General features: G+C 37.1%; 23 protein-coding genes. 14 read left to right on the forward strand and 9 right to left on the reverse strand.

Features of this window, described 5'->3' with window-relative positions; all coding sequences use genetic code 11:
* The gene (locus PZ898_RS03910) at positions 1 to 1,518 is read left to right on the forward strand and encodes a TSUP family transporter (protein WP_277694853.1); all 1,518 of its coding nucleotides are present in this window, start codon (positions 1 to 3) and stop codon (positions 1,516 to 1,518) included.
* A gap of 462 nt (positions 1,519 to 1,980) precedes the next feature.
* Here the strand turns inward: PZ898_RS03910 and PZ898_RS03915 are convergent, their stop codons facing one another.
* From PZ898_RS03915 to PZ898_RS03935, 5 genes are all read right to left on the reverse strand, one after another.
* Complete coding sequence (locus tag PZ898_RS03915) at positions 1,981 to 2,670, reverse strand: type 1 glutamine amidotransferase domain-containing protein (protein WP_277694854.1); 690 nt, start codon at positions 2,668 to 2,670, stop codon at positions 1,981 to 1,983.
* A 7-nt stretch (positions 2,671 to 2,677) separates the two neighbouring features.
* Positions 2,678 to 3,586, reverse strand: a complete 909-nt coding sequence (locus PZ898_RS03920) for a helix-turn-helix transcriptional regulator (protein ID WP_277694855.1) — start codon at positions 3,584 to 3,586, stop codon at positions 2,678 to 2,680.
* A gap of 121 nt (positions 3,587 to 3,707) precedes the next feature.
* On the reverse strand, positions 3,708 to 4,643 hold the full coding sequence (locus PZ898_RS03925) for an NAD-dependent epimerase/dehydratase family protein (RefSeq protein ID WP_277695596.1): 936 nt from the start codon (positions 4,641 to 4,643) through the stop codon (positions 3,708 to 3,710).
* 455 nt (positions 4,644 to 5,098) lie between these two features.
* Positions 5,099 to 5,578 carry a DoxX family protein gene (locus PZ898_RS03930; protein ID WP_277694856.1) on the reverse strand — a complete coding sequence of 160 codons (480 nt, stop codon included), beginning with the start codon at positions 5,576 to 5,578 and terminating at the stop codon, positions 5,099 to 5,101.
* Positions 5,579 to 5,634: 56 nt separating this feature from the next.
* Positions 5,635 to 6,615, reverse strand: a complete 981-nt coding sequence (locus tag PZ898_RS03935; protein WP_277694857.1) for a polysaccharide deacetylase family protein — start codon at positions 6,613 to 6,615, stop codon at positions 5,635 to 5,637.
* Positions 6,616 to 6,705: 90 nt separating this feature from the next.
* Between PZ898_RS03935 and PZ898_RS03940 the strand changes: the two genes are divergently transcribed.
* The 3 genes from PZ898_RS03940 to PZ898_RS03950 are packed head-to-tail and all read left to right on the forward strand — an operon-like array spanning position 6,706 to position 8,317.
* On the forward strand, positions 6,706 to 7,551 hold the full coding sequence (locus tag PZ898_RS03940; protein WP_277694858.1) for an AraC family transcriptional regulator: 846 nt from the start codon (positions 6,706 to 6,708) through the stop codon (positions 7,549 to 7,551).
* A 58-nt stretch (positions 7,552 to 7,609) separates the two neighbouring features.
* Positions 7,610 to 8,071: an NUDIX domain-containing protein gene (locus PZ898_RS03945; protein WP_277694859.1), complete on the forward strand. Its 462-nt coding sequence runs from the start codon at positions 7,610 to 7,612 to the stop codon at positions 8,069 to 8,071.
* Positions 8,072 to 8,089: 18 nt separating this feature from the next.
* Positions 8,090 to 8,317, forward strand: coding sequence for a hypothetical protein (locus PZ898_RS03950; RefSeq protein ID WP_062669420.1), 228 nt, complete (start codon positions 8,090 to 8,092; stop codon positions 8,315 to 8,317).
* A gap of 63 nt (positions 8,318 to 8,380) precedes the next feature.
* Here PZ898_RS03950 and PZ898_RS03955 read toward each other — a convergent pair whose 3' ends face one another.
* Positions 8,381 to 8,872, reverse strand: coding sequence for a hypothetical protein (locus tag PZ898_RS03955; RefSeq protein WP_062669418.1), 492 nt, complete (start codon positions 8,870 to 8,872; stop codon positions 8,381 to 8,383).
* Positions 8,873 to 9,035: 163 nt separating this feature from the next.
* Between PZ898_RS03955 and PZ898_RS03960 the strand changes: the two genes are divergently transcribed.
* Together PZ898_RS03960 and PZ898_RS03965 are read left to right on the forward strand one after the other, a co-directional pair.
* Positions 9,036 to 10,295: a hypothetical protein gene (locus tag PZ898_RS03960; protein WP_277694860.1), complete on the forward strand. Its 1,260-nt coding sequence runs from the start codon at positions 9,036 to 9,038 to the stop codon at positions 10,293 to 10,295.
* Positions 10,296 to 10,637: 342 nt separating this feature from the next.
* Positions 10,638 to 11,123, forward strand: coding sequence for a hypothetical protein (locus PZ898_RS03965; protein WP_034697952.1), 486 nt, complete (start codon positions 10,638 to 10,640; stop codon positions 11,121 to 11,123).
* A gap of 65 nt (positions 11,124 to 11,188) precedes the next feature.
* On the opposite strand, the gene PZ898_RS03970 is transcribed toward PZ898_RS03965, so the two are convergent.
* On the reverse strand, positions 11,189 to 11,578 hold the full coding sequence (locus PZ898_RS03970; RefSeq protein WP_216444554.1) for a transcriptional repressor: 390 nt from the start codon (positions 11,576 to 11,578) through the stop codon (positions 11,189 to 11,191).
* Between the two features lie 86 nt (positions 11,579 to 11,664).
* On the opposite strand from PZ898_RS03970, the gene PZ898_RS03975 reads away from it, so the two are divergent.
* The 3 genes from PZ898_RS03975 (at position 11,665) to PZ898_RS03985 (ending at position 14,682) form a co-directional block, all read left to right on the forward strand.
* Positions 11,665 to 12,003 carry a MerC domain-containing protein gene (locus PZ898_RS03975; RefSeq protein WP_277694861.1) on the forward strand — a complete coding sequence of 113 codons (339 nt, stop codon included), beginning with the start codon at positions 11,665 to 11,667 and terminating at the stop codon, positions 12,001 to 12,003.
* Positions 12,004 to 12,006: 3 nt separating this feature from the next.
* Complete coding sequence (locus PZ898_RS03980) at positions 12,007 to 13,209, forward strand: GTP-binding protein (RefSeq protein WP_277694862.1); 1,203 nt, start codon at positions 12,007 to 12,009, stop codon at positions 13,207 to 13,209.
* A gap of 78 nt (positions 13,210 to 13,287) precedes the next feature.
* Positions 13,288 to 14,682, forward strand: coding sequence for an alkaline phosphatase (locus PZ898_RS03985; RefSeq protein WP_277694863.1), 1,395 nt, complete (start codon positions 13,288 to 13,290; stop codon positions 14,680 to 14,682).
* 176 nt (positions 14,683 to 14,858) lie between these two features.
* Here PZ898_RS03985 and PZ898_RS03990 read toward each other — a convergent pair whose 3' ends face one another.
* Complete coding sequence (locus PZ898_RS03990; protein WP_062669406.1) at positions 14,859 to 15,680, reverse strand: anti-sigma factor; 822 nt, start codon at positions 15,678 to 15,680, stop codon at positions 14,859 to 14,861.
* A 1-nt stretch (position 15,681) separates the two neighbouring features.
* Positions 15,682 to 16,251, reverse strand: a complete 570-nt coding sequence (locus PZ898_RS03995; protein WP_228432501.1) for a sigma-70 family RNA polymerase sigma factor — start codon at positions 16,249 to 16,251, stop codon at positions 15,682 to 15,684.
* A 252-nt stretch (positions 16,252 to 16,503) separates the two neighbouring features.
* Here PZ898_RS03995 and PZ898_RS04000 point away from each other — a divergent pair, with 252 nt between their 5' ends.
* The 5 genes from PZ898_RS04000 to PZ898_RS04020 all read left to right on the forward strand — a co-directional run bounded on the left by PZ898_RS04000 (position 16,504) and on the right by PZ898_RS04020 (position 23,371).
* Positions 16,504 to 17,073 carry a fasciclin domain-containing protein gene (locus PZ898_RS04000; RefSeq protein WP_062669404.1) on the forward strand — a complete coding sequence of 190 codons (570 nt, stop codon included), beginning with the start codon at positions 16,504 to 16,506 and terminating at the stop codon, positions 17,071 to 17,073.
* A gap of 79 nt (positions 17,074 to 17,152) precedes the next feature.
* Positions 17,153 to 17,863, forward strand: a complete 711-nt coding sequence (locus PZ898_RS04005) for a ferritin-like domain-containing protein (RefSeq protein ID WP_062669402.1) — start codon at positions 17,153 to 17,155, stop codon at positions 17,861 to 17,863.
* 24 nt (positions 17,864 to 17,887) lie between these two features.
* A complete protein-coding gene (locus PZ898_RS04010) occupies positions 17,888 to 18,703 on the forward strand; it encodes a ferritin-like domain-containing protein (RefSeq protein ID WP_062669400.1) in 816 nt (271 codons plus the stop codon).
* Between the two features lie 388 nt (positions 18,704 to 19,091).
* Positions 19,092 to 23,000 (forward strand): response regulator, encoded by a 3,909-nt coding sequence (locus PZ898_RS04015; RefSeq protein WP_277694864.1) that lies wholly within the window; start codon positions 19,092 to 19,094, stop codon positions 22,998 to 23,000.
* A gap of 14 nt (positions 23,001 to 23,014) precedes the next feature.
* Positions 23,015 to 23,371, forward strand: a complete 357-nt coding sequence (locus PZ898_RS04020) for a response regulator (protein WP_062669396.1) — start codon at positions 23,015 to 23,017, stop codon at positions 23,369 to 23,371.
* Positions 23,372 to 23,376 lie beyond the last annotated feature (5 nt).

Consider the following 23,376-nt stretch of genomic DNA (forward strand, 5'->3'; position numbering starts at 1 on the left):
ATGAGTAATTCTTTATATCCCATATTTTTAAAACTTGAAAACCTTTCGCTGCTGATTATTGGCGGCGGAAAGGTTGCCCTTGAAAAGCTGGAATCTGTTCTGGGCAATTCACCGGAAACATCCATCAAACTGGTAGCCAAAGAAATTATTCCGGAGGTCAGAACTTTACAAAACCAGTTTTCCAATATAACACTTCATGAGAGAGCATATCATGACCACGATTTTAATGGTACTGATCTGGCCATTATTGCAGTAAATGATGTTGAACTGGCCGGAGAAATCAGAGAAAAAGCCCAGCAAAAAAGTGTACTGGTCAATATTGCGGATAAACCTGATTTGTGTGATTTTTATTTAGGATCTATTGTTAAAAAGGGAAGTCTTAAAATAGCTATTTCCACCAATGGAAAATCTCCAACCATCGCTAAAAGATTAAGAGAAACCTTTACCGAAGTGATTCCTGACGAAATGGATCATGTATTGGACAATATGCAGCATATCCGTAATCAACTGACAGGCGATTTCGATTATAAAGTAAAAGAACTTAATAAGATTACAACAGAATATCTGTCCGAAGGAAAAGTTGCTGCAAAACCGGATATGGAAATTCAAAAGCTGATCAATATCACCAAAACAGCCCAGAGAAAAGCCAATATTTATCTGGGCATCATAGGAGTTTTACTTCTTTTCGGGTTATTTGGCCTTGTCGTGTATCAGTTTAATTTATCTGATGATATTCAGCATTTTCTGAATAAAGATGGCCGTATTTTTTACTGGATGCTGTTTGCGGGCTTTATGGCAGAAATTGTCGCCGGATCTATGGGAATGGGCTACGGAGTGATATGTACTACAATTCTTTTATTACTAAATGTTCCGCCGCCGGTTGTAAGTGCCAGCATCCACTCTGCGGAATCGTTTACCACGGCGGCCGGGAGTTTCAGTCATTATAAATTGGGAAACGTGAATAAAAAAATGGTCTGGGTGCTGTTTCCATTGGCTATTGTGGGTTCTGTTATCGGAGCTTTAACACTGTCTCATTATGGTGAACATTATGCTCACATCGTAAAACCAATTATTGCCTGCTACACGCTCTATCTTGGAATTAATATCTTAAACAATGCATTTAAAGATAAAAAAACCGGACAAGCGAAAGCCAAACGCAGAACCAATCTCAGAATATTAGGATTGGCAGGCGGCTTCATAGATTCTTTTGCCGGCGGCGGCTGGGGACCTTTGGTAACCGGAACGCTGATCAAAGAGGGAAGGATTCCCCGATATGTAGTGGGAAGTTCTACCGTTGCAAAGTTTTTACTAACCATTACCAGTGCTATTACCTTTATTTTTACGATAGGTATCCACCATTGGAATATTGTTTTGGGGCTTTTGCTGGGAGGTGTTTTTACCGCTCCGTTTTCTGCAATGCTTACGGCAAAACTTCCAACAAAGAAAATGTTTGTGGTGGTAGGAATGGTGGTTATTGCCATGAGCCTTATTACGATAACAAAATCGATCTTCTCATAAGAACAAATATAAAAACAGAAAAAAAGTATTAAACGCAGAGATTTTAATGTTTACTTTATTTTGAGGCATCAGGGGGGAAATTAATGATGCAGTGTATTGACACTATCATTACTCATTTTTAGTAAGAATCTGAAACCATTAAAACTTTGCGTTTTTTTATTTTTTTTAAAACTACATATAAAATGTTTTTGGAAAACGCAAAGACGCAACATGATTAATAAAAAACTGCTGTAAGGCGCAAGAATTTTATCTCCGATAAAATTAAATACAGGATACCTTAGTCTCTCATCAATTATTTAGATTTCGCAATTGATTCTTTTTGAGCGCATGTATAGCCAAATCTTCATCAGCGACATAGTCGCAACCATTTGCTCACTTTATTAAAAAGCTTACTTTTTTAAGCTTTGCGTTTTACTTTTCGCTTTATCTTACAACATATATTGTACTGTCAATCCCTGCTCTTTATTTTTCAAGCTCACGAATTACTACTTTAGCCATTTCTTTAGAACTGAAAGGATTTTGCCCTGTAATCAAATGTCCATCAACAATAACGTTGGAAGTCATTGGAATAAATGCTTTTTTGTAATGTACGTCCCGTTCTTTAAGAGCGGCTTCCAGGTTAAAAGGTACTTCATTTTTTCTTCTGGCCAGGGTTTCTTCAAACCAGTCAAATCCAGTAATCGATTTACCTTTAATCATATATGCTCCTCCTGAAAGCTCTACATTCAACAATCCTCCAACTCCATGGCAGATTGCAGCAACCATTTTATTATTTTCATACTGATCTCTGAGTATAGTCTGTAAAGTAGTATTATCAGGGAAATCATACATCGTTCCATGTCCGCCGGCAAGATAAATGCAGTCGAAAGATTCATTCTTTACCTCATTGAGACTTTTTGTATGGGCCAGTTCATTCATGAATTCAGGATCTTCATAATATTTTTTTGAAATTCCATCAAGGACCAGAGGTATCAGGCTTTCGGGGTCAACAGGAGTATTTCCTCCTTTTGGAGAAGCTATGGTGACCTGCCATCCTTTTTCCTTTGCCGCATGATATATATGGGTAAGCTCGCTAAGCCATAAACCTGTTTTAAAGTTACCACTGGCATACTGATCTATATTTGTTACGATTAGCAATATTTTTTTCATCATGATACGATTAATTAAAAGATTTTCTGAATTCTAAAGGTGAAACAGTAGTCTGGTTTTTAAACAAACGGTGAAATGACTGCGGATGTTCAAATCCTAAATTATAAGCAATTTCAGAAACAGATAAAGTAGTAGTGGAAAGCAGTTCTTTGGCCTTTTCAATCACTCTGTTCTGAATATGCTGTTGTGTGGTCTGTCCTGTATGAACTCTTAACATATCACTCAGATAATTGGGGCTGATATTCATCTGAGCTGCCACAAATTGTACAGTAGGAATCCCGTCAATCAGCAGTTTTTCATTTTTAAAATAATCATCCAGTAAAGTTTCAAGCTGTGTCAAAAGATCATGATTCACCTTTTTCCGTATTAAAAACTGGCGGTTGTAAAATCTGTCACAGTATTTTAACAGTAAATCAATGTTGGAAACCAGCAAATCCTGGGTGAAATTATCCATGTTGGCTTCTATCTCCCTGCTGATATTATCCATGATATCCGTTACGGATTTTTCTTCCTTTTCGGAGAGATACAAAGCTTCATTAGCAGAATACGAAAAATAACCGTAATTCTTTATGATAGCGGCTAATGGATAACCTTGTAAAAAATCAGGATGAATAACCAGTACACTTCCTCTTACTTCGGAAAGCAGAATATCTTCAAACTGTAATACCTGATGGGGAGCAATAAAATACATGATTCCATCCTCAAAATCATAATAATGCTGTCCGTATTTACATCTCCCTGCACAATCTTTTTTAAGGGAAACCACGTAAAAATCTGTGGTCACAGCACTCAGAACAGTCTTCGGATCTATAGTCACTTCATTAAAATCAAACACACTGATCAAAGGATTAGACGGCCTTTTCAGATTCAGATACCTGTGTAATGCTGTGATGGAGGTTACTTTTTCTGGAGTTTTCATTTTATTCTTTTTTACCACCCCGTCAAAAATTCTTTGAATTTTCGCCACCCCTCCGAAGGAGGGGAATATTTTGTCCTTCGGTTTTGGTGATGGTGTCTCTAAGTTACTTATTTTGATAGGATTATTTTGCGGCTTGCTGTTCTTTTTTAATCTGTTCAATTCCCTGTCTGTAAGTAGTTACCGGAAATTCCGGGAATCTCTTTCTGAATTTTGAATCATCAAACAGGTTATCATATTGATATCTGGGAAGCAGTTCCAACAGCTCTTTTGCATTTTTATTGAATAAGGATCCGATTGAAAAGGCGAGCTTTGGAATAACCGAATATTTCAGTTCTTTCCCATAAACTTCTGAAGCCAGCGCAATGAATTTTTTATAATTCAGCTTATGATCATCTACAGGTAAATGCCATGTCTGTCCGTAAGCATCCGGTGTATTTCCGATCAAAGCAGTGGCACGGCTCGCATCGGGAGTCCAGATCAGACTTCGTAATTTATCATCTCTTAAAGGGACTTTCAGCTTTTTGTCTTCTTTAATGGCATTAAAAACAAGACTGTTGGTAATACTTTGTGTTTTTCCGGGACCATAAAATTCTGGAGCTCTGCAGATGACTGCTTCTATGGCTCCTGCTTTCATTTCTTTTAAAAGCATTTCGGCCATCTGTTGTCTTACTCTTCCTTTTCTTCCGACAGGGTCAAATCGGGTTTGTTCGGTTAAAACTTCATTATTTTGAGGATACATATAGGTGTTATCAAAAAACACGAGCTTGGTACCATTGATTTTACAGGCTTCAATAACATTTTTCATGATGGTCAGAAACTGCTTTTCCCATAAACCGGTATCCATAGGAAGTCCCAGGGTAAAATAAGCGATTTCACTTCCTTTCACAGCTTCAACTGCCTTCTCCCTGTCTGATAAATCTGCGGAAAAAACAGTATCTGTATCATTTACTTTTTTTGCCATTCTGCTGACGATACGGATATCTGAAGTATAATTCCTTTTCAGTTCTCTTGCCAGCTCTTCACCAATCTGGCCGTTGGCTCCTAATATAGTTTGCATCATTTTTAAATTTTGAGAGTTACCTATTTCACTGAAAATAAACCCAATACTTTCAGTTTCTTTTATTTCTGATAGAAAATTCGGGCATAACTATAAAAACAGAGTAACTGAATCTAAGGAAGTTGTAACATAATCTCTGAACAATGTAAAAAAGCAGGAAAATAATTAGGCTGAGAAAATAAAAATACAGCACTGAATCATTTTTAACCACAAAAGGCACAAAAGTTTTAAATACTTCAATTTTTTCAGAGCCTAACATTGTGTGTAATAAGTACACCAAAGTTTTGTGAAAATCAAAGATTTTCATCTTATGTGAACTTTCCAGCGATATCATTTTACCTAAACAAACTTAAGTGTGTTAAAATGAAACCTTTTGTGACTTTTGTGGTTGGATCAAGAGTAAAAAACTTTACAATAATCAGGTATAATTCTTTACTTTTTCAGCCTTACTGTTTTTATTTTCGATCCAAGGCCAGGTAATTATCCTCAATTCTGCTGATCAGAATATAGAACAGGCCTGCATAGATCATCTGAATGCCCATTGCTTCCCAGTTTTCAACAGTACTGCTTCCAAAAAGGAGCAGGATAATGAGAGAAGCTCCGGCCATCGCCGCAATACGGGTTTTAAAACCAATGATCAGCAGAAGGCCGATTGTAAATTCGAGAAAGGGGAGAGTGACACTAAAAAGATGGACCAATGGCTGCGAAAGCCAGCTTGTTTCAAAACCCTTCACCATTCCTGATGCAAAGTCCTGCAATTTCACGAGACGAACCAATCCGTGTCCCAAAAGGTTAATTCCCATCGATACACGAAGGAAAAAATAGGCTGTTTTTGTGTTATTCATAAAGGTATTTTTTTTAGGATGGAAACGGGAACCCGGATGCTGGAAGATATAAATCTGCTGTGATTCACTTTTACTGTGTTTTTCAATCATTCTCTAATTTGTTTTTACAGACTTCGATAACTTCCTTCTTCCAGCTTCCAGCTTCCTTACTTATTAAACTTTTCTTCGCTGTTGTCAACCGGAGTATCGGGATCGTTCATCACCATTTTCGCAATATCATCTTTTCTCATAAAGACTACGCCATGCTTTTCTTTGGCATATTTTATAAATTCTTCCATAGCATGTACCATTGCAGGAGTTCCACCGATTCTGTCGTGAAAACTGATACTCATCATTCTCCTTTTGGAAGCTCCTTCTTCATACAACCGGTCAAATTCAAATTTCAGCTGGGCCAAAAACTGCTCCGGGCTCCAGTGTTTCCCTTCAATATTGACAATATCATTGTTACGAAGCGTATAAGGAACGACTACAAAGTTTTTTCCTTTTACTTTAGTTATAAAAGGTTCATCATGGCTTAGATCATCAATATGATACAGAAAACCCAGTTCCTGTAATACTTTAAGTGTATTCGGGCTTCTTCTCAACCAGTTGGCATTATAACCAACAGCTTTCTGCCCTGTAATTTTTTCAACAACATCCACACCTTTCTTTACGAAATTCAGTTCGTCAGCATAATTTTTATTCCACTGGTTATCCCAGGTAAAGCCATGAGCGGCAATTTCATGACCTCCGTTTGCAATAGCTTTGGCAACTTCAGGATACTTTTCAGCAGCAGTTCCTACGACATGAGAGGTAACTTTAATGTCATATTTTTTCCATAAATCAAGCATACGGTAAATTCCTTCATTTCCTCCGTAGCGGTACCAGCTTTCTGCGGGAAGATCCGGCTGTCCCTTGGGAAGAGGAGTTCCACTGAAAGGACTTTCAGCGCCTTCCGGCTGTCCGCCGGTCTCAAACTGCATAGAAACGGAAATGACCAATTGAGCACCATTCGGCCAGTATTTTTTTGTTCGGGCCTGTTTTTCATGCTGTTGCTTTTTTTCTTTTGTATCTCTTTCGTGATCAGAAAAGGACATCAGAACAATTGCAGAGGCAAGCAGCAATACTGATTGTTTTATATATTTCATTTTGAACGTATTGATAAGGCAAAATTCATCAATAATCCATTGGCATATATTGTAAAAATTAATGGTAAATTTGTAAAAATCCATTCTTCTATGAAACGAATCGTTAATTTCAGCTCTTTCAATGTTTTCAGTATTGAAAAGGAAAACTGGGATGTTGAATATCACAATCATAATTTTTATGAACTGATCATTATAGAAAACGGAAAAGGATTTCATCACCTCAACAGCATTACTTTCCCGTATAAAAAGGGGGATGTATTTCTACTCAGACCAAGTGACGGCCATGAATTTTCAATTAAAAACAAAACGAAATTCATTTATATAAAATTCATAGAACAGTATATCTGGGAAAACTTACTGCCCAACAAAAACAATGAACTTAAAAAGGCTGTACAGCTCCTGATGGAAGATCATTCCTTTGTATATGAATCAGCGATTAAGAGTAAAACAGACAGGGAACATCTTTTACAGCTTGCCCGGATTCTTCTGTATGAATTCAGCCATAAAAACACCTATAACAAAGAGATAACTACTGATCTGTTTTCGGGTATCATGACTATTCTTATCCGGAATACGATGCAAAATGCTACTGCAAAAAACCGGCTCACTCAAAATCTAAACAGAATTGAAAAGATTCTGTATTATATCAATGTCAATGCTCTGGATGCTGAAAAAATGAAAATTGAGAACCTGGCTGAAGAATTTATGCTTTCTCCCAATTACATCAGCATTTATATTAAAAAACAGACAGGTTTCTCCATACAACAGCATATCATACAGCATAAGCTGAAGACTGCTGAAAAGCTTTTACTGCAAAGCCATTATAATATCAGTGAAATTGCCGACAGGCTGGGTTTCAATGATGCCAGCCACTTTAATAAAATATTCAAAACGTACAAACAAATTTCACCCTCTCAGTTTAAAAAGAAAGGCTGATCTTATTGATCATCTGATTATATTTTTTTATATCTTTAATAATCAAATCTTTAAACCCATGAAAACAAGTTCCGGGATTCTGCTCTTTAAAAAAGAAAAAGACAGTCTGTATTACTTTCTGGTTCATCCCGGCGGCCCTTTCTGGAGAAATAAAGATTCTGGCGCATGGTCTATCCCCAAAGGAGAAATTCTTCCTGATGAAGATCCATTAGTGAGGGCATTAACGGAATTTAAAGAAGAAACAGGTAAAGCAGCAGAAGGCCAATTCATAGAATTATCACCCGTCAGACAAAAAGGAGGAAAAACAGTTTATGCATGGGCCCTGGAAGGAGATATTGATACTTCAGGTCTTTACAGCAATAGCTTTCCATTAGAATGGCCACCCAAATCCGGCAAAATAATTGAAATTCCCGAAGTGGACCAATGGGAATGGTTTGCTTCAGAAGAAGCACAAAAACAGATCAATCCGGCACAGAAAGATCTCATCACAGAACTTGAAAGTATATTAAAAAATTACTAACACCTAACTACAAAAACCATGAAAAAATTAAACAGAAAAACATTAAAAAACATGATCGGAGCCATTGGAATAGAACTGAATCTTCCTCTTCCTGTAGGCGTTTGCCTTGGCAATTTGCTTTCCCTTTGTCCTCCTCACTCTCATTGCCGTGCAGATGAAAGGTGCTATCCTGATGCTGCAGGCCCCTGCATCAACGGGCTTTGTCCATCAGGCTACCACTGCCATTCGGGGGAATGTGTCAGATAGAACAAGAAAACAAAAAACCTTTATCAGTGCTGATAAAGGTTTTTTATATAGTACAACTATTATTTATCGTTTTATCCCAATTGCTTTTAATGCACTGGATGTTAAAAAGATATCATCAAATACCGTCAGTGATTCTACATCATTGAAGCCTGTAGGGATCAGATCATTTTTATTAAAAGACAATTCGATAGAAGGGTCGTAAGAAGCGATGATTCTCACTTTTGAGTATCCATTATAATCTACTTTAAATCCTTCAAACATGCAGTTCTGCTCGGCCTTCTGATACTCTGCATATTCTTCGAAACCTACAATATCCGTTCTTCTTCCATCGTTATGATCCAAAGATTTCCATGCGGTATAATTTTTCGGTTCTTTTAGAATATTTCCTTTACGGTCTACAGGAACAAACATTCCAAGAGTCAAACGCTTCTTTAAGAAATTGGCATAATTATTCATCAGATTCAAAATCTGAAGATCAGCATATCCTTCGTGGGAATAATACTCCAGCACGAAAGTTGTCATCGGAATCAGCTTAAGAGAAGCATCAGTCGGCATATTTAGTCTTTACTTTTTTGGGCGATAAAAATAGTATTTTTATTTACGCTACCCAATGGAAACAGATGAATAGGATGGAATTTATACCCATTCTGAATAACAATAACTTTGGGACAAACTCTTATTTTTCATTATTTTTGAAACAATAACCATAGAAACCATTATGAACACCTCTGTAAAAGACATGGAAACTTTTGCAGATATAAATTACAATATATTGAATAAGATACTATTGGCAGCCGGAATCATTCAATGCTGCTTTTACAATATCCAGGCTCAGAGTGCCGGAGCACGCCCGGCCTATACCTCCGAATGGGGTCACCTTTATCGTGAAAATGGAAAAAATAAGGACGTTTTGGGAATCTTTTCTACTGAAGCACCAGTTTACCTCCTGGATTCTACCCAAACGCAATACAAAGTACAGGTAAGCAACGGTGATATTGGTTTTATAGACCGCCAGCCACTCCAAAAGTCTATGCGTGGGAAAAAATCAGCGGGTGAACCACTACAATATTTCTATAGAGGAAAAGAGGGATATCAATGTCCCCATTTTTATGTGCAGGGATCAGAATTACGTGTACGAAAAGGCCCTACAACGGAAAGTACGGCAACACGAAAATTGGCTTTAAACGAACTGATTTGCATTGATTATGTACCCCTGTATCAGGATGGCTGGGTATATATTGGCGACCATTTCCACGAAAATCCGGAATATATCCAGATGAAATACCTAGGAACAGAACTTACATACGACAAAATTTTGAAAGATTATCTGGCTGCAAAAGGAAAGAACAAGGAAAAAGAACTGACTCAGGTTTGTAGATTGCGCGAAATTGCATGGCTGGAAGATAAAAATCTTAAACAAGCATTACTTTATTGGCAAGAATCTTATTCAGGCATAGAAAATCCAAAGATAGATATCGATTTTGAACTTCTTCTGGCGGATCAACTGGCAAAAAAACCAGAAACTGAAGCTTATGAAAAAAAGTTGAAAGCCTTAAATATGCATTTTGTGTGGAAAGAAACCCAGCTTTTTGACGGAAAAATCACTGATGCACAGATGAAACAGCTGGAAATGCAGAAGGTAAAAGACATTCCCAATACCCCTGAATGCGGCTGGGAACCTCAATATTTTTACAGAACATCTGATATGATTGTAGCCTTTGAAGAATATAAAGGAAAAGTTTCCGGAAGCATTTACAAAATGTCCTTCAACAATGGCGAAGCTGTGATTCTGGGAAATGAACGTATGGATTCTAATTATAATGAAAAGGATTTTGTTACCCGTTTTGGAGATCTGCTCTCAACACGCTGGATTTCTTCTCCGCACGAATATTACATTCAGAATGGAGATGCCGGGCTCTTTATTTTTACTTTTAAAGAGGGGAAGCTTTTCAGCTATGAATGCATATATTATTGTTAAATGAATTGTTAATTATATTGATCAATAGAGGCGGGTTTTAACCCGCACATTTTATTATTTATTTTTCAAAGGTTTCAGCCTGAACTTAGCCAATATTAAGTTTTGGCTGAAGCCAATATATCTGTATTTAATTGTTAAAACGGGCTAAAGCCCGTTCCTATTGAATATTTACATTTGTCTCTGCTATAATACCACATTTATATATCAATAGAGGTGGGCTTTAGCCCGCCTATTTTATAAAGTATTCTTCCATTGGCTTTAGCCGAAACTTAAAATATTTTCTAACATAAGTGATTAAATTTTAAAGCCGTATCTTTACGTCACCAAACAAAATATTACAATATGTCATTTATAACACCTGAAGGAGCCAGGAAGGCTCAGCTATCCCTATCTGAAAGGGCACCCGTTGCTCATTCCATTCTCTCTGGGGAAGAGAATATTTCGAAATACAACAGTGGAGTATGTCATGATGTAGTTGCCTATGCATTGTATATGCGTGGTGCCAGGATAAGTCCTACTCAGCTTGCTGAATCTGCAGGACAAAAATGGTTAACCTTATTCAATTATCCGGCTGGAGAAAAATGGGACGGATACACACCCATTCCGGCAGGGAAGGCCATTGGTTTTTACAGGCTTATTGATAAAACATTCTTTCACTCAGCAATTACTACAGGAAACGGAAATGAAATCAGATCTGTGAACGGATTTTCATTAGGATCGGCATGGACAGTACCTGTGGATATGAAATGGGTATTGGGCAAAAAGAATTCTGACGGAACCTTCAATTATGATGGTACCAAGATAGAAGTCTATATTTCTTCTTTATAACAGAATTTATATTTCAGTACAACAAAAGGCAGATCAGCATATTCGCTTTTCTGCCTTTTTATTTTTTAAGCATCAGTACATTTCGGGCATATCCCGCTGATGATAAAATTATATTCGTGTGCGATGAAATGTTCCGGTAAACTGATTTCCGGAATAGCATTTTCAATGCACGTAACGGAATGACATTCCTTACAGTTAAAATGTACATGATTATGAAAATGCTGTTCATGGGTACATTTTCCACTGCACTTTGCAAAATTCACCACACCATCAATATTGACAATCTTGTGTATCGCACCTTCGTTTTCAAGCCTTTCCAGAACCCTGTAGATGGTTACTCTGTTGCACAGATCTCCAAGTTTCTTCTGAATATCAGAATGGGTAAGGGCAACATCCGAACTATTAATAAGGTTTAAAATTTCAGTTTTGGCGTGAGTATTTCTGACCTGTTTCATATTTTAATGCAACAAAGTTGCGTTATTTGAATTTTTATTTCTACTTTTGCAACAAAGTTACGATAAGAAAATTAATCCATACTATTATGAAATCAAAAATTCTTGATGCTGTAGGAATCTCCGCTGCTGTTTTATGCCTGATTCATTGTATTGTCTTTCCACTGCTATTAATTGTTCCATTGGGAATCTCCCATGATCCTTATATTGATCTGGTTTTCCTTTTCATAGGAGTCGTTGTGGTATTCAGAATAACAAAGAAAATGGAAAACCGGTGGCTGAAGTTTCTGTTCTGGATATCATTAAGCCTTATTTTCATTTCTATATTGACAGATTTTCTGTTTGAAGTTCATCTTCCTCTGATCTATATCGGAGCTATCGGTTTGATTACAGGTCATATCATCAATTTTAAAAATCATAAACATTAAATCATGACTAAAAAACTTCCTGTAACGGTACTCAGCGGCTTTCTGGGAGCTGGAAAAACGACACTACTGAATCATATTCTTCACAATAAACAAGGATTAAAAGTAGCTGTAATAGTGAACGATATGAGCGAAATTAATATTGATGCCCGCCTGGTTGAAAATCAAAATACCCTTTCAAGAACAGAAGAAAAGCTTGTTGAAATGAGTAATGGGTGCATTTGCTGTACACTTCGTGAAGATCTTATGGTAGAGGTAGAACGTTTGGCGAATGAAAACCGTTTTGATTATCTCCTTATTGAAAGTACTGGTATCAGTGAACCTATTCCTGTTGCTCAAACCTTTACTTATATTGATGAAGAGAGTGGAATAGATCTGTCCCGTTTCAGTTATGTTGATACAATGGTAACGGTGGTAGATTGTTTTAATTTCATGAAAGATTTTGGCTCTAATGAAATGTTGCTGGACCGCGATCTTACTGATATGGAGGGCGACTACAGAACGATTGTTAATCTTCTGACCGACCAGATTGAATTTGCCAATGTGATTATTTTAAACAAAACAGATCTTATCAATACTGAAACACTTGGCTTTTTAAAAGCAGCAATCCGAAAACTGAATCCCGACGCAGATCTTTTACACGCTGAGTTTGGAAAAATTGATCCCCAAAAGATTTTAAATACTAAGCTTTTCGATTTTGATAAGGCACAGTCATCCGCAGGCTGGCAAAAAGAGCTTCAATCTGATCATCATACCCCGGAAACTGAAGAATACGGGATAAGTTCACTTGTTTTTAGAGATAGAAAGCCCTTTCATCCCATAAGGCTCTGGGAATATCTGAATCATCATTATCCGGAAGGAACCATAAGAGCTAAAGGTTTGTTCTGGTTAGCTTCAAGACCTGATGATGCATTGAATTTTTCTCAGGCAGGAGGTTCATTCAGGCTTGAAAAAGCAGGAGTTTGGTGGAGTAGTATGCCTATGAATCATAGGGTTCAGTATTCTTCATTTGTAGAAAACCAAACATTTATAGAAAACAGATGGGATAAAAACTGGGGGGACAGAATTAATGAATTGGTATTTATCGGGCAGGATCTGGATAAAGATCAAATGTTATCAGACCTTCAACATTGTCTTATTAATGAAAGGGAAAAGGAACTATTTGACAAAAAACAAAGTTTTGAAGATCCGTTTCCAAAGAACATTTAAAATTAACTTTTAATTAATGCAACAATGTTACGATAAAAATTTAAATACAATAACTTACAGCATTATTTCAAAAACAATATGGACAGAAGAAAATTTCTAAAAGGATCTGCATTACTTTCAGGGTTATTGACCTTATCACCATCTGATTTATGGAGCTTCGGGAAAAATACGGAACTGCACCAGAAACGAAAAGCGAAGAATATCATTTTCATGGTAAGTGACGGGATGAGCCTGGGAACACTTTCAATGGCAGACTTGTATTCACGGAACATTTTAGGAAAAGGAAGTAACTGGCTTAATCTGTATCATGATAAAAAGGTGACCCGTGCTTTGATGGACACCGCTTCTGCAAGTTCTGTTGTCACAGATTCTGCTGCCGCAAGTTCAGCCTTTGGAGGAGGAATCAGAGTGAAAAACGGAGTTTTAAACATCGGAGCTAACGGAGAGAAACATCTTCCGATATGGCAGCAATATAAAAAAGCAGGAAAAAAAGCAGGCTGCGTGACTACGGTAACCATTACTCATGCGACTCCAGCCGGATTCTGTATAAATTCTTCCAAAAGAAATGCTGAACCTCAAATTGCAGAAATGTATGCAGAGCTGGAATTCGATGTGCTGTTAGGAGGCGGAGACGAGTTTTTCAATCCCTCCAAAAGAGAAGACAAAAAAGACCTCTATTCTGTTTACAGTAAAAAAGGGTACCGGATTCTAAAAACACAAAGCGATCTGAAAGAAATCAAAAGAGGAGAAAAATTATTAGGAATCTTTAGTACAGGAGCATTACCGTATACCATTGACAGAACGCACCTTACTGAGTACAAAAATACACCGACTCTTGCTGAAATGGCCAATACTGCTATTCATCAGATGAAAGATCATCCTGAAGGTTTTGTACTTCAGGTAGAAGCCGGAAAAGTAGACTGGTCTGCCCATGCCAATGACGTAGCGGCACTCATCCATGATCAGCTGGCATTTGATGAAGCGGTGAAAACGGTAATGGATTTTGCCGAAAAAGACGGAAATACTTTAGTCATCATCACTACAGACCATGGAAACGCTAATCCGGGCACTATTTACGGAGCGGATACAACCAGGCAATTTAACAGCATTTCCGATTACAAATACACCAATGAATACATTCTCAACAGGATTCACAAAGATTATTCGGTAAAAGATATTAAAGACTGGATTTATGAAGGTAACAAAATCACATTGACCGATGATGAAGCCAAGCATCTGCTAAGTTTTTACAACGGACTTGAAAAAGAAGAAGGGCTTTATAATTATAAGAAACTGCCTTTTAAATTGTATTCAGAAATTCAGAAAAGCAGGAATTCTGTGGGGTGGATCAGCATGGATCATTCCGGAGATTATGTGGAAGTAGCGGCTTATGGTCCTGGAAACGAGCTTTTACAGCCGTTTATTAAAAATACAGACCTTCATGATCTAATGCTGAAGGCCTGTCTGGTATAGACATTCATATTTTTTCATATTTAATTATTTGGGAGATACGAGGCGGATTGATTGTGTCCGCCTTGTTTTTTATGCAAAAAAGACTTCCATAAAAATTAAAGGATAAGTTTTTCACTTATTTCACATTAAGTATTCTGTAAAATGATCCTGTTTTATATAAATGAAATGGGTGAAACTTAAATTCCACCCATTACAAACATATTTTCCATTGTAGGGACTTTGCTTCCGCCTTCTTTTTCAAGAGTAATCGCAAAAGCCTGGGCTTTTGGTATATTGGCCAAGGCAATCCTACTGTCTTTATCTTCAGTGTACATTCCTGCATTTACCGGTTTTCCATCTTCTATAGCCCAAAGCTGATATTGCATTCCTTCGGGAGCTTTAGGAAGTTTTTCAGCATTCAGGTAAACTTCTTTTGTTTTCTTATCCCAGAAAACCATTGCTTTGGCTTCTGTGTGTTTTTCTACACCTTTCAGCATAACCATCTGCATATCGGGATTAGAGAACATATCAAGCTTCTGATTCATCTTCTCCATCGTCTTATCCTGACGTTTTTTATCTGCTATCAGTAATGATATTTCTTTCTTACTGGCAGATTGGCTGTTCATCCAGAATAAATTTCCGGCAACACTTACAAGAAACAATGCCGAAGCCGCCACTGCATAAGTTCTCCAGGGAGTCGTAGTTTGAGTTCTCTCCTGTTGAGTGATTTCCCTGTGAGTTTTTACATCAGTGATATCTGTTGAAAGAGTAGGAGTTACTTCTTCAACAATCTGTTCCTGCTGAATTTTATTCCAGATCTTAGATTTCAAATCACCTGGAGGTGTTACAGCCTGAGCTGTAGCAAGTTGTTCCAAAATTTTCTGTGCTTCTTCAAAAGCCGCTTTCACTTCAGCATTATTCTTCATCACACACTCCAAAATCCCTGCTTCCTCGGGAGAAGCATGACCTAGAATATAAGATTCTATAATTCCGGATGATATGTATTCTTTAGTGTTCAATTTATTGGTAATCTTTTAGCAAATCTTTTAATTTCATCAGTGCATTCCGCATTTTCGTTTTTACCGTTCCCAGCGGTATCTTCAGTTTTTCAGATATTTCATGTTGGGTATATCCCTGATAATAAGCAAGATTTATAAGCTCCTGCTTGTCTGCTTCCAGACCTTCCAGCACGTTATTAAATCCGATATAATCAGAAGAATTATTGGTAGTTGAAAGCTCTGCAGTATTATATACGAAATCAGGAAGTGATTGGTTTTTAAGCTCATTCTGGAATCCTTTAGACTTTAGATAGTCGATAGCCGTATTCCGGGCTATATTGATCATCCATGTATAAAACCGTCCTTTGGAGGAGTCGTACTGATGAATGGAGTTCCATATTTTGACAAAAACATCCTGAATAACTTCTTCGGTATATTCTTTAGACTGAACGATTCGAAGAATGATTCCGTATAACGCACCCGAATAGTGGTCATACAGATAATGAAAACCGTTTTCGTTTTTTTCTCTTAATAAAACGATAAGTTCCTCTTCAGAATAGGTTGTTTTAATAATATTTATTTTTCTGTTCAAATGTAATAAAATAAAACATATGGGCAACAAAATTCAACACATCTTTTATTTCGTACATGTTTTCCTGAAAATTATTAAAAAATATTCAATACAAAAATCGTATTTCATGAGTTGATTTTATTTTTCTTTAAAAATAATATACTACAAATCAGACAGTTATAATTTATTTGTTTTTTTTTCAATCTAAAACAAAACCAGCCTCGTAAATGATTTTAAAAACACATTCAATATAATTAACTAAAAATCAACGCAATGAACACACATTCAAAAATCACAGTTTTAGCAATGGTAGTTTTATCATTTGCTTTCAGCGGAAAGGTAACTGCACAAACGATGAAAGAAAAAACAGTAATGGTAGGAGGTGCTCCTATGTATCCTTCCAAAAACATTATTGAAAATGCGGTCAACTCCAAGGATCATAAAACTCTTGTAGCTGCCGTAAAAGCTGCCGGTCTGGTAGAAACATTACAGGGAGCAGGACCTTTTACCGTATTGGCACCTACAGATGCTGCCTTTGCAAAACTACCAAAAGGAACAGTAGAAAATCTTGTAAAACCTGAAAATAAAGCCACACTTACTTCGATCTTAACCTATCATGTTCTTCCAGGAAGATACAGTGCTAAAGAAATTTGGGCAGCCGTAAAAGCAGGAAACGGAAAAAGTATGATGAAAACTGTACAGGGTGAAAACCTTACTTTCTGGACAAAAGGTAAAGATCTTTACATAAAAGATGCAAAAGGAAACAGTGCCAAAGTAACAATTGCTGATGTGAACCAATCTAATGGAGTGATTCATGTAATAGATACTGTATTGATGCCATAATAAATTCTAAGATTTCAGACAGCATATCCAATATGCTGTTTTTGTTTCTTTTATATCTAACACTAAAAAAATTAATAGTATGAAAAAAGTAATTCAGGTTTCTAATCAGGGTGCCACCCTTAATACCAGCAGAAGAAACTTTTTAAAATTAGGTGGAGTAGGATTAGCCATCGCAGGCCTTACCATTATCGGATGTAATGACGATGATGACTTCCAGATTATAGAAGAATCCAAGTATGATCTTGGAACAGGAGATGTAGGTGTACTCAATTATGCCTATGCCTTAGAACAGCTTGAAGCCGATTTTTACACGAAAGTGGTCAACAATTTTTATACGGGGATTTCCAGTATTGAAAAAGAGGTTTTTACAGATCTCTATCATCACGAGGTGATTCACCGTGATTTCTTCAAAGTTGCGATTAGCGGTGCTACAGATCATGTGCTCCCTAAGCTTGAATTCCAGTATCCTAATGTGAATTTTAATGACAGAAATTCAGTATTGGCTACCGCAAAAGCATTGGAAGATACCGGCGTAGCAGCTTACAATGGAGCAGGAAAATACATTTCCAATCCTGCCTATCTTGTGATTGCAGGTAAAATAGTTTCTGTGGAAGCCAGACATGCCTCTGCCATCAGAAATCTAATCAATCCCGGATCTGCAGATTTTTCGGGAGACGATGTGATAGATGCCAATGGACTTGATCTCGCCAAAGAGCCAAAAGACATTGTAATGGCTGCCGGAACATTTATCAAAACACCTTTTACCTGGAAAGAAAGAGGAATCAACTAATCATTCACCTTAAAAACTCACATTATGAATATTCTTAGATTACTGGATAAGCTTTCTGATGATAAATTTTTCACTTCAGAAGCTTCAAGACTGGAAACCATCACGAATATTTCTTTATTCGGAAAAAAAGCAGCTACAGCAGCTGTGCCTCTTGGATTAGGAGCGATGATGGCTACTCCAGCCAAAGCAGAAGCTCCAAAAACAGGGTTAACAGGTATGGCTTTAAAAAGTACACTCACAGATGCTTTACAACTGGCATTGGTACTGGAATATCTGGAAAATGAGTACTACAGCATAGGATTATCAACACCAGGATTAATCCCTAATGGAGACAGAACCGTTTTCATGCAGATTTCAAAACATGAATCCGCCCATGTAAGCTTCCTGAAAAGCACACTGACTTCTTTAGGAACAACCCCCGGAAATAAGCCTACGTTCGATTTTACAGCAGGCGGAAATTTCATGCCTTTTACAGATTATAACCAATTTCTTATCCTTGCTCAGGCCTTTGAAGATACCGGAGTAAGAGCTTATAAAGGACAGGCAGGAAATGTGATGTCCAACAAAGTAGTGCTTCAGGCAGCATTACAGATTCATTCCGTTGAAGCAAGACATGCTTCACAAGTACGAAGAATGAGAGCTAACAAAGGGTGGATTGAGCTTGCTAACGGTGGAAGTATGCCTTCAGCCACCAATCCTGTGTATGCAGGAGAAGACAATACCAATCAGGCAGGCTACAATACAGCAACTCTATTTGGGGCTGCGGCAGGTTCTGCAGCTTATGATGAAATTTTAAGTGGCAGCGATGCACAGGCTATTGCTTCATTGTTCATAGTTTAGTTGTGATTTGGATGATGATAAGTGGTGAGTCCATTTCCGAATTTTCCGGGAATGGACTTTTTTTGTAATAATGAATGTTCTCCCTTCAAAAATATTCACATTTAAAGTGTATTATACAACAGATTTTACGATCAGACAAGGTACTTTTATCCTCATAATAGATGGTACTTCTTTACTTAAAACTTTTGCCGGCAAATTTTAAATAAATACACATATAGCTTTATTATAAAATTTACTGTAACGGAATACGAAATAATTTCGTAATTTGGTTTACTTATTAAAATAATAATTTAAAGCACTTAAAAATATTTAAAATATAAACTTTAATGCCTTGATTATCATTTTTTAATAATCAAAAAAGAAAAGTCTCTAATTGTTGACATAATATATGAAGAAATATCCAATTCCTGCGAATGAAGAAGGGAGAATGAAGAAACTGGAGTATTTTGATCTTTTGAACCTTGAAAAAGATCCCCAGTTAGACATTTTTGCAGAAACAGCATGTCTGGTGACAGACTGTCCTGCAGCGCTTATTGCTATGATGGAAAGCGAAACCCAGACCATTCAGAGTTGCGTGGGAATGGCTCTTGATTTTGTAGACAGAAAAAATACAGTCTGCCAATATTCAATAGCAAGTGGAGAAATTCTGGTCATCAATGATACATTATTGGATGAAAGATCATCAGAAAATCCACTTATTCTGGCGGGTGGAATCCGGTTTTATGCAGGAGTTCCGTTGATTGACGATGAAGGTTTTGTACTGGGGACGATCTGCGTTATCGACTATAAACCTAAAACCATCACAAAAGACCAGATATCTACTCTGAAAAAAATAGGAGACGCAATCACAAAAATTCTGACGGGTAAAAGGAAAAATATTCAGGCTGAATATTTTCAACAGACTTTTACCATTTCCAATAACCTGATCTGTGTTCTGGATAAAGACTTTTCACTGAAAGAGAGTAATCCGGCTTTTGAAAAGACTTTTCAAATGGATAAAGGTCAGATTCTCGGACAAAATTTTCTTGATCTGATAGGGAATCATAATTCTCAGCTCCAATTACTTTCCAAAAACCTTCCCAATACGGATGAAGAAGTAACATTTACAACTTCAACAAAAATAGATGATACCCAAACGATCATTATTGAATGGTCTTTAAAGCTCAATCAAAATCATTCAGAGATTTTTTGTTTTGGAATTAATATCACCCAACGCATCGAAGAAAAGCTTAAACTTGAAAGCTCTGAACGCCGCTTCAGAAGCTTCTTTGAAAACGCTATAGGCTTGATGAGTATGCATGATATGGAAGGAAATATCATTGCGGTCAACGAAAAAGGAAGAGAAACCCTTCAATATTCTGCTGAAGAGGTAGAAATGTTAAATTTAAAAGATCTTGTTCCTAAAAAAAACTGGCCTCTTCTGGAGCAATATCTCGAAAGAATTAATAAGAACCATGAAGATTTCGGGACTATGATCCTGAAAGCAAAAGGAGGTGAGGAAATGATCTGGATGTACCATAATCTTGTGGAAATCAACAAAGAAGGAAAACCTTATGTGGTGAGCACTGCACTGAATGTTACGGAAAGAGTAAGTTTGGAAAAAGATCTTGTTCATACCAAAAAGATGTTGGAACAAACCAGTGCTGTTGCCCAGGTGGGAGGATGGGAAGTCAACCTGAAAAACAACACGGTTTTTTGGTCGCAGTCCACCCGGGAAATTCATAAAATAGATAAAAATTTTCAGCCTGATTTTGAAAATGCACTGGGTTTTTACAGTGAAAAAAGCCGCGAAAAGCTGGAATCCTTATTCGAAAAGGCTGTAAAAGAAGGCGTTCCCTACGATGAAGAATTACAGCTTATACAAAATGACGGCGTGATGATCTGGGTAAGGGTAAAAGGTATACCGGAATTTGAAGATGGAGTATGTACGAGAGTCTACGGAATCATTCAGAATATTGATACCTTCAAAAATATCTACCTTGAACTGGCCAGAAAAGAAGCTATGCTGCAGTCTTTTGTAAAATACGTACCTTCTACAGTAGCCATGTTTGATAAAGATCTCAATTATGTTTCCGTAAGCAGAAGCTGGAAAGATGAGTTTCAGATGAATGACATCAGACTTATTGGAGAGAACATGTTTAAAATCTCACCCAATGTACCGGATGAGAGATTAAAAATATATCTGGATGCACTGGCAGGAAAGGCCTATAAAAATGAAGACATGGCCATAGAAGTTCCGGGTAAAGGAATCATTCAGCATTACAGTGTAGAAGTGACACCATGGTATCTTTCCAATAATGTTATAGGAGGAATTATTGTTTCTGCACAGAATATTACACCCTCCGTAAGAATCAATAGTGAACTGAAAAATGCCAAGAAAATGGCAGATATTGCCAGCAAAGCAAAGTCTGAATTCTTAGCCAATATGAGCCATGAAATCCGGACTCCGCTGAATGGTGTTATTGGCTTTTCCGACCTTCTTTTAAAAACACCGTTGAATGATATACAGACTCAATACCTCAATTACATCAATGAATCAGGGGAGAATTTATTGAATATCATCAACGATATTCTTGATTTCTCCAAGGTAGAATCCGGAAAAATGGATCTTATCATTGAAAAATCCAATATTTATGACATGGTAAGCCAGGTGATCAATGTAATCCTTTACCAGTCACAGAAAAAAAATATAGAATTACTCCTCAATATAGAACAGGGACTTCCTGAGACCATCTGGCTGGATGAATCAAGGTTGAAACAAATTTTGATCAACCTTCTTGGAAATGCCGTGAAATTTACAGCACAGGGAGAAATAGAGCTTAAAGTAGAAAAACTGAATCTGGACAGCAAGAATATCAAACTTAGATTTTCTGTAAGAGATACCGGAATTGGTATTCCTAAGGAAAAGCAACACCATATTTTCAATGCCTTTACGCAGGAAAACAGCTCTATCAGTAAAACGTATGGAGGAACGGGTCTCGGATTGACCATTTCCAATAATATTCTGAAATATATGGGAAGTAAACTATCATTGGTGAGCGAACCCCAAAAAGGATCTGTTTTCTATTTTGACTTAGAAGTTCCTTATGAGATATCTGATCGTCATGAAGACGAAGATCTGAAAATAAACAAAGTACTTATTGTAGATGATAATGAAGCCAACAGAATTATCATTCAGCACATGCTTGCTTATAAAAATATAGATTCGAAGCTTGCAGCCAATGGAATGGAAGCTCTTCAGATATTACTTGCAGGAGAGCGTTTTGATGTTATTCTGATGGACTACCATATGCCTATTATTTCCGGACTGGAAACGATAGAAAAAATCAAAGAACTGTTCAGCAAACAAAATGAATCTTCTCCTTTGATTATTCTCCACACGTCTTCCGAGGAACATGATGTGATCAATTCTTTCCGTCAGGAAAACAATTCATTCTTCCTGCTGAAGCCTATCAAGTCTGAAGAACTCTATAAAACATTGAGACGAGCTGTAAAAAATACTGAAAAAGAGGTAACCAGCATTCCACAACCGGAAACAGAAACCTCCATACTGATGCAGGCACCGCAGGTTTTACTGGTAGATGACAACCCTGTCAATATGGTTCTTAACCACAAAATGATGCGTTCATTGATTCCGGATACAGAGCTTACAGAAGCTACGGATGGACTTCAGGCGGTTTTGCAGTGTAAAGAAAAGGTATTCAATATCATTTTAATGGATGTTCAGATGCCGGTAATGGATGGCATTGAAGCTACCAAACAAATCCGCTTACTCCCGGAATATTCCAATGTTCCGATTATTGGAGTAACAGCAGGGAATGTGCTGGGAGAGAAAGAAAAATGTCTGGATTCCGGGATGAATGACTTCTTACCAAAACCTTTAAGACAGGCAGATCTGCTGGAAATGCTTAAAAAGTATATCATTAACGAAAATAATAGCCCTGCTGAAGATTCTTCCCATCAGGAAAATTACCTCGATATAAATATCCTGAATGAACAGATAGGCGATGATGATGAGGATTTCAGAAAAATATTCCTAGATCTTGTAGTAGATCAGCTTACTCAGGCTGAAGAGAATATCAAAAAAAGCACAGCAGAAAAAGACAGTGCCAATCTGAAACTGATTCTTCACAAGCTTAAAGGAACAGCAGGAACAGCAGGATTGGTAAAACTTACAGAACGTACTGCCAGCTGGGAAAATAAAGCAGATCCTGACATGGATTTTATCTCCATGGAAGAGGAAATTATCCGGGAGATAACAACAGGATTACAATTAATTAAAAATCTAATACAATAAAAAAAACTAAAATTATGCTGATTCTAATCGCCGAAGACGACGAACTGATTCTAAAAACGATTGAACACAAATTATTAAAAGAAGGACATGAAGTGATCCTGACCAGAAACGGGAAAGACGCTATTGAAACCCTTAAAACCAAAGATGTAGATCTGGCCATCACAGATATTATGATGCCGTTTGCCTCAGGAATTGAAATACTTTCGGCTATTAAAACCATGGGAAAGCAGATACCGGTGATCATGCTTTCCAGTATGGGGCAGGAAGAAGTAGTACTGAATGCTTTTGACCTCGGAGCTGTTGATTTTATTGTTAAACCATTCAGTCCCAATGAATTAACATTAAGAATAAAAAGATTTTCTTTAAAATAAACTAC

The organism is Chryseobacterium sp. WX (assembly GCF_029542485.1).
In the GTDB taxonomy this organism is placed as follows: Bacteria; Bacteroidota; Bacteroidia; order Flavobacteriales; family Weeksellaceae; genus Chryseobacterium; species Chryseobacterium cucumeris.

Excerpts from the sequence above, each read along its gene's own strand:
- PZ898_RS03910 (WP_277694853.1), top strand. The coding sequence starts at position 1 with ATGAGTAATTCTTTATATCCCATATTTTTAAAACTTGAAAACCTTTCG.
- PZ898_RS03915 (WP_277694854.1), bottom strand. The coding sequence starts at position 2,670 with ATGATGAAAAAAATATTGCTAATCGTAACAAATATAGATCAGTATGCC.
- PZ898_RS03920 (WP_277694855.1), bottom strand. The coding sequence starts at position 3,586 with ATGAAAACTCCAGAAAAAGTAACCTCCATCACAGCATTACACAGGTAT.
- PZ898_RS03925 (WP_277695596.1), bottom strand. The coding sequence starts at position 4,643 with ATGCAAACTATATTAGGAGCCAACGGCCAGATTGGTGAAGAGCTGGCA.
- PZ898_RS03930 (WP_277694856.1), bottom strand. The coding sequence starts at position 5,578 with ATGATTGAAAAACACAGTAAAAGTGAATCACAGCAGATTTATATCTTC.
- PZ898_RS03935 (WP_277694857.1), bottom strand. The coding sequence starts at position 6,615 with ATGAAATATATAAAACAATCAGTATTGCTGCTTGCCTCTGCAATTGTT.
- PZ898_RS03940 (WP_277694858.1), top strand. The coding sequence starts at position 6,706 with ATGAAACGAATCGTTAATTTCAGCTCTTTCAATGTTTTCAGTATTGAA.
- PZ898_RS03945 (WP_277694859.1), top strand. The coding sequence starts at position 7,610 with ATGAAAACAAGTTCCGGGATTCTGCTCTTTAAAAAAGAAAAAGACAGT.
- PZ898_RS03950 (WP_062669420.1), top strand. The coding sequence starts at position 8,090 with ATGAAAAAATTAAACAGAAAAACATTAAAAAACATGATCGGAGCCATT.
- PZ898_RS03955 (WP_062669418.1), bottom strand. The coding sequence starts at position 8,872 with ATGCCGACTGATGCTTCTCTTAAGCTGATTCCGATGACAACTTTCGTG.
- PZ898_RS03960 (WP_277694860.1), top strand. The coding sequence starts at position 9,036 with ATGAACACCTCTGTAAAAGACATGGAAACTTTTGCAGATATAAATTAC.
- PZ898_RS03965 (WP_034697952.1), top strand. The coding sequence starts at position 10,638 with ATGTCATTTATAACACCTGAAGGAGCCAGGAAGGCTCAGCTATCCCTA.
- PZ898_RS03970 (WP_216444554.1), bottom strand. The coding sequence starts at position 11,578 with ATGAAACAGGTCAGAAATACTCACGCCAAAACTGAAATTTTAAACCTT.
- PZ898_RS03975 (WP_277694861.1), top strand. The coding sequence starts at position 11,665 with ATGAAATCAAAAATTCTTGATGCTGTAGGAATCTCCGCTGCTGTTTTA.
- PZ898_RS03980 (WP_277694862.1), top strand. The coding sequence starts at position 12,007 with ATGACTAAAAAACTTCCTGTAACGGTACTCAGCGGCTTTCTGGGAGCT.
- PZ898_RS03985 (WP_277694863.1), top strand. The coding sequence starts at position 13,288 with ATGGACAGAAGAAAATTTCTAAAAGGATCTGCATTACTTTCAGGGTTA.
- PZ898_RS04000 (WP_062669404.1), top strand. The coding sequence starts at position 16,504 with ATGAACACACATTCAAAAATCACAGTTTTAGCAATGGTAGTTTTATCA.
- PZ898_RS04005 (WP_062669402.1), top strand. The coding sequence starts at position 17,153 with ATGAAAAAAGTAATTCAGGTTTCTAATCAGGGTGCCACCCTTAATACC.
- PZ898_RS04010 (WP_062669400.1), top strand. The coding sequence starts at position 17,888 with ATGAATATTCTTAGATTACTGGATAAGCTTTCTGATGATAAATTTTTC.
- PZ898_RS04015 (WP_277694864.1), top strand. The coding sequence starts at position 19,092 with ATGAAGAAATATCCAATTCCTGCGAATGAAGAAGGGAGAATGAAGAAA.
- PZ898_RS04020 (WP_062669396.1), top strand. The coding sequence starts at position 23,015 with ATGCTGATTCTAATCGCCGAAGACGACGAACTGATTCTAAAAACGATT.